Below are 9,126 nucleotides of genomic sequence, written 5' to 3'. Positions count from 1 at the left end.
CGATGTCCTCCGCCGAGTGACGCTTGCGTCCTGCCATGTTCTTCATCGTCCCTTCTCCGCCCTCATCAGGGCAATCAGGACTCTAAAACAACCCGGACCGGCTCACGGGGGACACGCCACTCGGACTACAAGAACGAACTGGTCGACAACCAGCCCCTGTTCCATGGAGCTACCGAGCTGTCGCTGGGCACCGCCGAATGGGTGGCGTTCTACAACCGAGAACGGCCACACAGCTACTGCCACGACCTCACCCCCGACCGGGCAGAGCAACTCCACCTACGATCGCATGCGCACCCTCAAACCGGAGGAAGCACTCACAACATGAGCTCTCCGGAAACGCCGGGAGGGATCAGTACCCGCTTCTACGACTCGCTTCGCGCCTATCGTCCGGCACAGCAGATAAATCAGAGCTGCTTTCGAGGGCTCCAGTGCCACCAGTTTGTCTGCCACAAACTGCTTACCCGATTCGGTCTGCGTGAAATCCCTGGTCCCGTCTCGAAGCTTGGATGCCACCATCTGGACCATCGCCGACGGGATGCTGCGAACGACCTGTCTTTTACTCGCGGCGTGCAACCGATTCGCCACAGCGGCCGCGGTCGGGTCGGGCGGTGACGTAGCGAGCTTTTCCATGTACGGAATGCTAACAAAGGTAAGGCGACCCTAACAAGGGTGTCGCCGGGCTCCATCAAAACCGTCACCCGGGTCTGAACCGAACCGCCATCTGGGTCCAGATCAATCAAGTTGACAAGAACGAACGAACCGCGACACAGATGTCGAGATGCGGCGAAGAATAACAAGATTCGCCGCGCTACTTTGACAGTTTTGAAGCGTACCCGCCTGCGCGGGCAATGTAGGTAAGTCCTGCGCAGCCGCTACCGATACGCGAGTCTCGTCCGCCCTACCCCCTCGGCGTGAACAAAATTGTATTCAGATCGAGTCTGTTTCATCTACCCAGTACGGCTACTAGCAGCATCGAGACCGATTGCGAGATCAGGCTCCCACCGGTAACGGGTGACGCTGCGGTCATCGTCGTTCGCCGCCAGCTCGCCGAGTTCGATAGTAAGTAGCTCGTCACCCTCATATGCAGGGCTGAGTTCGAGTGTCAGGTAGTCAAACAATTCCCGCTCGTGGACGGCGATGATCACTTGCCGGTGGTTCTGTTTCGAAAGGAGGCGGATGAGGGCAGCGAACTGTGCGACGTGCACCTCGTCCATGGCCTGCACAGGGTCGTCGAAAACGACACATGGCACAACGGGTTCGACTGCGAGGTGCAGCGCAAGGAACAGGGAAAGTGCTGCGGTATTTAGGTTTCCCGCTGATAGCATCATCTGCGGAGGACCGCCGGTCTGACCATTGCGGTGAGTGGTTTCTAACTCGATATCGAAGGACTTCTTGGTGACGCTCGGGAGACCGAAGCGGGGGATGAATCCTTCGTTCGGAGCAAGCCTTGTGAATACAGCTTTCCAGACGTCGTTGAGAGACTCGGTGAAAACACGGTGAACGATACTTGCACGTGCCTGCGTCGCGGCTTCGCGGACTTCCCTAGCCACCCCTTGCCGACGCTTCGCTTCAGCGAAACGGTCGTCCCATTGTTCCTTGTGTTCCGCGATGTCGGCGAGACCTTGGACCGCAATTGATTCGCGCTTGAGAGTGTCTCTGAGGCGAGACGCTTCGTTGCGTGCATGGCGGCATTGATCGGCGTAGTCCGCGAGTCGAGACAGGCGCGCGTTGGCTTGTTCCAGGATCTCAGCCCACATTCCCTCAATCTGTAGTGGATCGAGAACGTGAATCGCCGTCGGCAAGTTGGCTCCGAGAAGTGCTGCGCACCTTAGTAGTTCGTTGCTTACGTGACGTAGTTCTGATGAAGCAGACTCAAGATTCTCTAGAGATTGCTGGTGTTCGCGCACTCGATTCGCGAGGTTCGATCCATACGACTTCGCGGTTTCGATCTCGCCAACCTCGCTAGCAAGCTCGGCTATTGCCTCGTGACGCCGCACAGTGGCCTGCTGCCAGTCAGCAGGCGGCAGCTGCGCAGAGAGCTGAGCGCGATCGACTTTCGTCCGCGACAACCGCTCGGCGAGTTCATCGCGTTGGTTCCGTAGCTCGACCAGTTGCTGACCATGTGTGGCGAGCTCAGCCAGTTTCGTGTCGACGTGCCTAAGCAGACTGCCGTTGCCACTTTCATCAAAGTCGCGGTCGCAGACTGGACAGCTGCTGGTCCCGCTGTCCTCGATGACAGTGCGGAGTGCTGCCAAGCTCTCTACGAGTGCACTGCTGTGCTCTTGAGCATTCCCAAGTCGGGTCTGAAGGCCCTCCAACTCAAGTGTGTCTGTCTCCAGCCGCGTACTGACCGATTCGACTTGCGCACGGATATTCTCGGCGTTCTTTAGCTGTCGGAGGACCAGACTCTTAGCCCGTTCGACAGCAGCACCAAGTGGCCCACTCAGATCGATGCCGACATCCTCGGCTGCAGCTTCCCACGCCCGGACTCTAGAACCTTCGGTTGCTTCCCACTCCTCCCTTGCTGCAGTCGCCGCCTCCAGTTCAGCTCGCGTTATTTGAATCCGTTGTGCGGTTGGGCGCTCGACAAGTGCTGAGATGCGACCGCCTAAAGCAATGAGCTCCTGTTGAACTGCCTGGATGTCCGTAAACTCAGCAACGGTGGAGTCGTTGCTGAGCGTCGCTTCGATTAGCGTCAGAAGATCTTCGTCCGCGATGCCGTCAGTCGCGCCTGGGTGGAGTCCAGCGATAGCGTCCCGCGCCGCGCTCCGCGCATCGCCGACCTCCGCCCGGATCTTGGTAAGCAGAGCGCTCTGCTCCTTGAGCTGATTCGCAGTTGCCTTCGCTTCGCGGTCGGCCTCGTCGACACCCGCTGCAAGCTTCTTAACTAGTCTGAAATCCTTTGCATCGCTTAGCCCATCACGAAGGGCATCCAGTTTCTCAAGGCCTAGAAGCTCGTTCACAAATTCCTCGAGTGCTGTCTGTTCTCCACCCTCTCGAGACTGATATATGTCGAGGAGCCGACCTAGCGATGTCTGGTCCAAGTAGCAGCGTTCGGCGTAGAATTTTGCTGCGGTGTCGTTGAACGCGGGGTCGCCTTCGAGACGAGCACCGTTCACAGTCAACGGAGCATCAGATCCTCCCGCCCTGACATATTCGGCGACCTCTGCTCGAACTGTGGCGTACGGCCGCCCAAAGAACGGCAGGTGCGACCGGTAGCGGTCAGACTGTCGCTCCATGCTCCGAATGCGGCCAGTCAGTGCGAGCTCAAGCGCTGAAAGGACACTCGTCTTGCCAGCGCCATTTGAACCGTGAATGAGGACAACGGGAGCGTCGAATGGCAGCTCGCGTGTGCCTTCGATTCGGCGAAAGTCGGAGACAATCAGTCGGCGGATAGGGACATCACTCATCTGTCAGCTCCAGCCTTGTCGGTCCAACCTGTTCCTTCGTTCAAATACCGGCGAAGCGCTTCTCGCACTGCGTCAGGTCCGCCAGACGCGGCCTCGATAAGCGCCCGGTGATCCGATGTCGCATCCTGCGAACCAAGAGCCGTCATCACTTCGTCGATCGGGTTGCTTTCGTTGGGGCGGTCAGCGTTCGGAAGTTTGAGCGGCAGGAGCACCGAAACAGCTTGTTCGATTTCGGCGATACTGGGCGCGGCGGACAGAATGGGAAGCAAACGCGCATGGCGCTCCAACTCCACCCGGTCAGTGGCCGCAACCCCGCCGATGAGTACCAGACTCACAGGTCGCCGCGACGCTGCCAAATCAAGCGATCTCGCCAAACCTGCAACAAGGCGTTGCAGTCGCTTGCGTGGCATTTGGTCGGTCGCAATCAGAACCAAATCATGTGAGGTTTTCGTTCCACTGACAGCTGCCTCGAAGTCGAACTCTGTACCGACAACCGTGAGAGGCTTTGGAAGAGGTTCAAAGCCAGCATCCGCCAAAACCGCGAGGACTTCTTGAACACTGCTCATCAGAAGCCTCCCGCCAGCTTAAAAGCCTCGTACAGGTCATCGGCGGACGTCGCGTCGGCGATGGTGGACGCGACGTTGAACCGCCCCGTGCTGATCTTGCCGTCACGGCCGTACCGCGATCTCGGCGACCTGGTCAGTGGTGGGAGTTCCTCGTCTGCGACGACGACTAACACATCTCCTTCGTTCTCGTCGAATAGATCGCCCGACTCAAGATTCGCTGACGCTGTCGCGTCCTTCACGAAAAACACCCGCACATCCCGATGCGTCGAGCCGAGACGAATCACTCCACCGTCCGGCGCCTTGCTAGCCCCGGGCACAGCTGACCAGTGGCCCGAGCTGACTCCGCGCCCGATCAACGCGAGGGCTACCCCGAGTCGGCCGAACTGCCTAGAAGGAAAGTCTGCGCTGTGGACCGCCTGACCTATCGGACGATCAGACAGTGGCATGTATCGACAGTCGCTAGAGGCCGGCGCGCGGCCCGTTCGAAAAATGACGGACGCCATGTTCACCACGTCGATCAGACGCCCAATGAACTGTCGTTGATGGTCTGCGATAGCCGAAGGATCCAGGCTGTCGTAGTCCTTTGGGAGTGCTTGGCGAGCTGCGGAGTCCCGCAGATAAACGAGACCTGCCCGTAGCTGACTCAAAGTCGCGGTCCCCACAGCAGTCTGCGATCCCCGACCGATCAGAAAACTGAGCTTCTCAGTAAGCGACAACAACACCAGAGCCAGCAAAGTAGGTTTCCCGTAAGCACCCAAGAGAGCAGACTGCGCGATCGCGCTAGCGTTGCCATCGTAGTTCGCGCCGTACGTTAGCTTCAGGAGATTCCGATGGTGGGAAGCGAGATTCTCTTCGCTGAGAACCACGGCGGGCGGCGACGCCGGCCATGGCCGAGCAAGCGTCTGGATGGCCTGAGCAAATACTGTATGCAGATTCGCGTCCTGCGCGGAGAGTCCAATCATCAACGTCAAACGATTCGTATAGAACCACTCAAGCCGCTTCTTCATCGACTCATTCTGCGGCTGAACAGTCCACCCTGAAATCTGTGATTCACGCGCGACAAGCAGCTTGCGGTATTCAGCTTCGTTATCCCGGGCACGCACCGCACAACCATGAAACTTAACAATCTCGATACGAGGCCCGGAAATGCGGAAGTCTTCTGGCTTAACGGCAACCCGAACCTGATTCGCAAACGCAGACGTCAGCTCCTCCAATGCCTTCTCAAGTAGCCCATCCCAGTTCGCTGTGACGGCCGATTCGACCAGTCCCTCCAACATGAGGACAGCGATACAGTAGTGCTCCACATCAGGCTCGAGATCCGGTGAACCATACACTGTCGGGACGTCCAGGCCGCTCCAGACCAGATAGTCGCCAGGGTTGCAGTCACCAACCGGCACATCGAGGACGCCCGCGTAGTGGTTAACGAGTACCGAGAGGATGCGATCCCGCAGAGGCCAGTTCTTGACCGCAATCGAAACGTCCAGTGTTGAAAGCTCCTGGGTCGTCAACCCGGCGAACTGAATCACCTCATGAAGCGCAGTCCTGTACTCACAGTCTGGGTCGTGATCCACGATCTTGCAACGAAGATGCTCCAACACCCGCCCAAGTAGCTCGTAGACATTTGGCACCCTGTCGCGCGAGATACCCGAACCAAGCCACATGACGTACTGACCCGCATTGAATGCGTCAGCGAACTCCACAAAGCCCGAATCAAGCCTTTCTAGGACTCCCAACACTGTCCGTGCAGGTTCAATAGTCATTCTGTGTATCGCTCTGTACTCGATCGACCTACGGGATCTCGGTTCAAATCAGCTCTCCTCGAAACCCGACTGGTCGAACTTGAGTGTCCTCGCATTCTCGGAAACGGTCCGAACCCGGTTCTCGTTGAAGCCGTCAGAGTCGGTCGCTTCTATCTCGATCCGCACTGTCACGTTGGTGTTCGCCCCCGAACGGAGATGTGCAAGCACCTCGTCGGCTACGTTCTTGAACTCCATCGCGATCTTGTCGGAGTTGAGTGTCTTCACCCCGTAAAAGCGTGTCGGCCAAACGATGTCGACCCTCGGGCCTGAGCCGGGAGGTGGGGTTGGTCCGGGGCCCGGCGGTACGGGACCTGGCCCTGGCTTCGTATCGGGGCCAGGTTCGGCTGAGCGCTGCTTCTCAGCGATGTCGGGTCGCACGAGCAGTAACGTATCCGTGGCAACGGGCGCAACACCCTTGTCCTCGGGCGTCCACAGACCGATGTAGCGGCCAGCGGCTTGGTCGTAGTCGGTGGCGAGTGCGAACGCGTCGGTCGACCAAATCATCGGCAGGTCGACAATGCCTTCGTCGAGTACCTTCCGATCTCGGAGCCGCGGCATGTACGGATACTGCGCGTAGAGCCCCCAGAGGGAACCCAGCGAGACGTGCCCGTCCTTCCAGATCTGCGGAACCTTGTTGATCGCCAGCCGGATCGTCGCGGCTGCCTGTCGTGTTGAGAGATCTCCGTCGTTGCCAAGTCGACGCGAAACGCGCTCAGCCAGTGACTCCGACTGGCCCTCGACTCTGGTCTCGCGGATCAAGAACGGCGAGCTTGATTCTGGCTGTGTTGGCACCAGCGCCCAGGTGAATGTTTGTAGCAGCCGCGCGGTCACGGTTTGGTCGGCCTGATCGCGACGTTGCGCCGCTTGGTTCCTCTGGTTCTGCGTCAGGTCGAGGTCGGCCTCGTTGTCGAGGACGTGCGTCCAGCCGAGGAAGTCCCTGGTCGCGGAGTCGAGTTCTTCGAGGCGCGCCTCATCCGCGGCCAGGTAGACGACCATGTTGCGATTCGTCCGGTTGGCGCTGCCCCGCTGCTCGGTGGCCTTCTGCGCGAACGCTTTTGCGTCAGAATCCGTCTTGCCCTTGTGCGCCACCTTTGGGTGAAGGATGACCAGCCGCGCCTCGTCGGTGTCGGGGATGTCGGCGTTGCTTTCGGGGCAGACGTGGACGCCAGCAAACTCGCCGCGAGTGCGGCCCTGACTTTGGAGGCGGCGGACAATCTCGGCCCAGACGTCCTCCTTGTGCAGACGCTCCGCCTGATCCTTCGCTGTACGGGTGATGTTGGGCTGCAGGTCATACCAGTATTTGCCCGACCCGGAGTAGAAGTATGTCGCGCGGTCACCGAGCTGCGTCAGTGCGGCGTGGAAGTTGCCCGGAACGTCCCCGGGTACCGCAGTGCCAAGAAAGACACGCTGGGTGCCGATGCCCTTGTGGGTGGAACCGGGCGCGATGGTTGGCGCCGCGCCGAAGAACACGGTGCGCGCGAGTCGCTTCGTGAGGGCACGCTGCCCGAACAGCGGCTTCTCTTTGTCGATGCGTCCTGGCTCGGAGTTGGGTCCGTCGACGTCGGCGTCGATGATCGTCTTCCAGGAGTCCTGAAGGTACTGTGTCAGTTCGGCATTCACGTTCGCCGTGGCGAGGGGGATCGAGCCGGGCATGATCAGTGGCGATGCATCCTCGCCCGTCCAGAGGGCGTGGATGACCGTGCTCATCAGGCGCAGGACACCACGTGTGCGCTGGAAGCGTTCGAGGGATGACCACTCCTCGTAGAGGGTGTCGAACATTTCCGGGTGGATCGGGTAGGTCCGCTTGATTCGGTCTTCATACGCGGTGTCGCGTGCCTCGCGCGGGAAGTCGTCGGTGTATTTGCGGTACATCTCGACGTAGGTTCGCGCAGTCGCACCGATGGACGCGAGCGCGGCGGCGTCTGCGTCTTTGAACAGCCGCTGCTTGACGATGTGGTACGCCTCGTCGGATGACGCCGGCCGCCATTGATCTGCCACGCGACGTACGACGTTCTGGAGTCGTTTCAACGCCTCCAAACCGTGGGCGCCACCGACTTCCTCGGCGTTTCCGGCGACAATCTTGTCTCCGCTGTCGCCGCTTTCGGAGGCGGGAATCGAAATCGCCAGCAGGACACCCGAAGTGCCCTTGGCCGCCTCGGTCAGGGACTGGGCGAAGGTGAACTGGTCGTCGAACGTGCCACCGGCAAGGTCGTCACGGCCGACGAGTGACCGGGCGTAGGCCACCCACTCGTCGATCAGAATGACAGCGGGAGCATAAGTGCTGAGCAACTCGTGGAGTTTCTCGCCGGGGTGTGTGCGGTCAGCGTCAGACCGCGCGACGAGAGCAAACGCCCCAGCACCGCCGAGCTGCCACGCAAGCTCACCCCAGATCGTGTTGACCTGGGTACCGTCGTCCTTGACCACACCCGACGGACTGAAGTGGTTACCGACGATCGCGACCCGATTCACCTTGTCGCCCCGGTAGCCGCTGGCGAGCAATAGCTCTTGGGTTGCCTGCGGATACTCACCCACCGGTAGACCGGCGGCAATATGCCACAGCGACAGCATCGAGTGGGTCTTGCCGCCACCAAAGTTGGTCTGAAGGTTGATGACCGGAGAGACGTTGTCGTCCCCAGCAAGACGCCGCACCGCCCGACCGATCAGGTCGCTGAGGCCCTCGGTCAAATACGTACGCCGGAAAAACTCGACAGGGTCGGCATAGTCCGCGTCGACCTCCCCTCCAGTCGCCACCTTGTACAGATCAGCTGCGAACTCCGATGCATGGAAGTTGCCTGTCGCAACGTCATCGTGGGGCTGAAGAACCTCTCGCCAAGGTTTCAAACCCCCGATCGCCTCAGGGTTGTCGACCGCTGCCTTCAATGCTCTCTTGTCGTCACGGTCAGCGGTCACGCGGCGGAGGTTGAGACGAATTCCTTTAATGAGGTCGGCTTCACCGGGCTTGGCAAGCAGACGCATCAGCCGCTCCGCGGTGTCGAGAACGCGGTAGGCATCGTCATCGGTGAAGGAACCGTTGTGTGCCCAGGTGTTTCGCGCGTTCTTGAGCTCCGTCGCGAACGCTTCACCAACACGACCGAGTGTGTCGGAGAACGGATACCAGCGAGGCTTGACATTGGTCGTGATCGCCGACTCGGTGAGTAACCGCAGCTGTACCTGCGGGTCGAGGGGGTCATAGACCTTGCCGGCATGCTTGTCCTTGGCTGCGACGAGCTGCACCCAGTTCGCACCGGCCGCAGCGTCTACTGCGCCGATCACCGAGGAGATGTAGTCGTCAAGGGCGGGAGCGATGATCTCGAACATCTTGCCGACGCGGTCGCGGTTACTCAGAGCCAT

At 59.9% G+C, this 9,126-nt stretch carries 4 protein-coding genes and 1 pseudogene; 1 reads left to right on the top strand and 4 read right to left on the bottom strand.

Annotated elements, in window-relative coordinates; translation table 11 throughout:
* Nucleotides 1–117: 117 nt before the first annotated feature.
* Nucleotides 118–612, top strand: a pseudogene (locus ABLE92_RS22240) (integrase core domain-containing protein); the annotation flags it as partial.
* Nucleotides 613–947: 335 nt separating this feature from the next.
* Here the strand turns inward: ABLE92_RS22240 and ABLE92_RS22235 are convergent.
* Genes ABLE92_RS22235 through ABLE92_RS22220 form a run of 4 tightly spaced genes read right to left on the bottom strand, consistent with a single transcriptional unit; the run spans nt 948 to nt 9,126 of the window.
* Nucleotides 948–3,410, bottom strand: coding sequence for an AAA family ATPase (locus ABLE92_RS22235; protein ID WP_348806967.1), 2,463 nt, complete (start codon nt 3,408–3,410; stop codon nt 948–950).
* Nucleotides 3,407–3,976, bottom strand: coding sequence for a hypothetical protein (locus ABLE92_RS22230; protein WP_139115584.1), 570 nt, complete (start codon nt 3,974–3,976; stop codon nt 3,407–3,409). The genes ABLE92_RS22235 and ABLE92_RS22230 overlap by 4 nt, the downstream gene beginning before the upstream one ends.
* Nucleotides 3,976–5,736, bottom strand: coding sequence for an SIR2 family protein (locus tag ABLE92_RS22225; protein ID WP_083229493.1), 1,761 nt, complete (start codon nt 5,734–5,736; stop codon nt 3,976–3,978). The genes ABLE92_RS22230 and ABLE92_RS22225 overlap by 1 nt, the downstream gene beginning before the upstream one ends.
* 48 nt (nt 5,737–5,784) lie before the next feature.
* A complete protein-coding gene (locus ABLE92_RS22220; protein ID WP_348806966.1) occupies nt 5,785–9,126 on the bottom strand; it encodes a DUF499 family protein in 3,342 nt (1,113 codons plus the stop codon).

The organism is Gordonia oleivorans (assembly GCF_040044975.1).
Classification (GTDB): domain Bacteria; phylum Actinomycetota; class Actinomycetes; order Mycobacteriales; family Mycobacteriaceae; genus Gordonia; species Gordonia oleivorans.
This window is presented reverse-complemented; position numbering and strand designations above follow the sequence as displayed.

Excerpts from the sequence above, each read along its gene's own strand:
- ABLE92_RS22235 (WP_348806967.1), bottom strand. The coding sequence starts at position 3,410 with ATGAGTGATGTCCCTATCCGCCGACTGATTGTCTCCGACTTTCGCCGA.
- ABLE92_RS22230 (WP_139115584.1), bottom strand. The coding sequence starts at position 3,976 with ATGAGCAGTGTTCAAGAAGTCCTCGCGGTTTTGGCGGATGCTGGCTTT.
- ABLE92_RS22225 (WP_083229493.1), bottom strand. The coding sequence starts at position 5,736 with ATGACTATTGAACCTGCACGGACAGTGTTGGGAGTCCTAGAAAGGCTT.
- ABLE92_RS22220 (WP_348806966.1), bottom strand. The coding sequence starts at position 9,126 with ATGGCTCTGAGTAACCGCGACCGCGTCGGCAAGATGTTCGAGATCATC.